1 protein-coding gene and 1 pseudogene are annotated in these 2,320 nt (G+C 48.2%); both read left to right on the top strand.

Features of this window, described 5'->3' with window-relative positions; all coding sequences use genetic code 11:
- Positions 1-292, top strand: a pseudogene (locus DW870_RS09385) (ATP-binding protein); the annotation flags it as partial.
- A gap of 1,291 nt (positions 293-1,583) precedes the next feature.
- The coding region (locus DW870_RS09265) for a DUF2971 domain-containing protein (protein WP_147349119.1) at positions 1,584-2,320 on the top strand (737 nt) is incomplete at its 3' end.

The raw sequence follows: 2,320 nt of genomic DNA, 5'->3' as shown, positions 1-2,320 counted from the left end.
TGCGCTGGCAGAGGCTCGTTTTCACGATGTTGTTCACGAGCCCGCGATTTCTGGACTGGGGCTCAACGATATCAAATACCTTTTGGCCATGTGCGAGGATAAACAACAGTCCAAATCATCCGAGATTGCTAAGCGCATGGGTAAAAAGACCAATGAGGTCAGCTCCATTAGGGCAAAATTGCTACAAAGAGAGGTTATTCAGGCACCACAGAGGGGCTACGTGCAGTTTGCCGTGCCGGACCTAGATATCTATCTGCGAGAGAACGCCGAGGAGATTCTCGAACGGTTCTAGGTCGAGTGAGGGCGACGTCATGTTCTTTAAGACTGCTATCAGCGTCGATTGCCATATCGGGTTTTTCTGGGGCGGCAGTCCCCGTGATAATAGAGATGTGGCATTCATCGTCGCCCGCTAATCAGATTTCGTCTATCTATAACATTGCGTGTTTTAATTTGCAGGAACAAAGATATCATTCGCAAAGCGTGAGGGTTATCTTGCCCGTGCACAACTGTTTTCGTTGCTAGACACCAAAAGCAACCCTTTTAGTTGCATGAGACATAATGCAACTGTTTTCGTTGCTATATACCAAACGCAACCCTTTTAGTTGCAAGAGACAAAATGCAACGGTTTTCGTTGCCTGATGCCAAACGCAACTCTTATTATGTAGTTGTTAGCTTTCTCACATACATTCATTTACAACAGGCATCTACGAATTCAGCCGTCTCATATATTCCTTATAAGGCATGAGAAAATGAACCCGATACATGGTATTCAGCGCTAAAAGAGACGAAATGGACATACCGTCTCTATGCTGCCGATACGGCATCGCGAACAACCCCTTCGCGCGGTTGCCCTTGCCCTTGAGCGACTCAGGGAAGTAGATCTCGTCGAGCTCGCCGCCGCAGCCCCGCCCGGCCCTGAATGGGGGCAGTGGGCCGAGAGGCACTCGATCAGCCTATGGCGCATGGCGTAGGCGGTCTTGAGGCAGACGCGGCTGCGCTCGACCTCGTAGGCGGAGCCGGCCGTGTCGTCGAACGCCGCCGCGCGGATCACGTCCCTGACGGACTCAATCGCGCGGCGGCGCTCGGTCCCGCTCAGCTTCGCCATGTCCCGTTTGAAGGCGATTACCAGGTCCTCGGCGTTCATGCTGCCCCGCGGTCTACGAGGCTAACGATATGGCGCCGTGGGGACAGATGTGTGTCAATCCTGGTCTAACAGAGCTTTTTTAATTGACGCGCCCATATAAATCTTTTCTGCATACTCGACTGCTTCTGCAGCCTCTGCGGCGCTCCGTAATTGGTAAAGCGACCTGACAGAGAGTGGAATTCGATGTCATAGCTGGCGTCTTCATCGGAGGACAAGACTGCTTGATGACTATATGTTTTCATCTCTAGCCATCTCAGGCTATTATAAATATATCCGTTGGCAGCTTTTACGATTTCCGGTACGTTCCAATCGGAATCATTTTTTGGTAGTTGATAGACATGACTTCTGCTTCGTATGTGCATTCAGTATTTTTGCACTGGATAAAATCAACTGCATCTAATTTAGCTAGATCGGGAAGCGATATTGCATGGCGCTAAGCTTGACACAGAAAGAAACATATCGGGAGACGCTGGCTAATCTCGTTGCCAAGCAAAACGATGGCGCCTCCATTGTTTCCGCAAAGAAGGAGCTGGAAGCGCTATCGACTTCTCTCGTCCCGCGAATGCTTTACCGCTATCGACCTCCAAGTGAATACGCTTTTGCCGATCTAGAAAACGCGACTGTTACATTTTCTCATCCAAAGGTTTTCAGCGATCAGTGCGACTCGGTACCGATCTATAACTGGAATGGTATAGATGAAATCGAAAGTAATCTCAATGATGATGAACAAGCGTTAAAGATAATAAATCAAATTGATTTTAGACGACTTGCGTTTGTTTTAGGGGTTCTGGGGGCTCCTTTTAATCCAGCAAGAATAGATGAGTTCGAGATACTATCCGATGAGGGAAAAGTTAGTCTTTTTCGCTCGGCTGTTAAAAACTTGCGCTTATTTGTTGGAGGATTTGTTGCCCCAGTTCATCAGAATAGCTGCCGAAATTGTTGTCGCATTTTGTGCCTAACGGACAATCCTAGCGATTCGAATATGTGGAATGTATATTCCGAAAGCCAAACGGGTTTCGTTCTTGCTTACGACAGAGAAGCTATTCGCAATTGCAACATAGCTAACGGAATGCGCACTGAATTATTACCAATTTTATATGATGACGAACCATTTAATTGGGTACCGTCAAGATTCTTTCGCAAATTGATCGAGGCGGCCTCGGCCCCGCCTTGCTC

The organism is Collinsella sp. AM38-1BH, assembly GCF_003467545.1.
Taxonomy (GTDB): Bacteria; Actinomycetota; Coriobacteriia; order Coriobacteriales; family Coriobacteriaceae; genus Collinsella.
The sequence above is the reverse complement of the archived record's forward strand: the minus strand, read 5'-3'. Positions and strand labels throughout refer to the sequence as shown.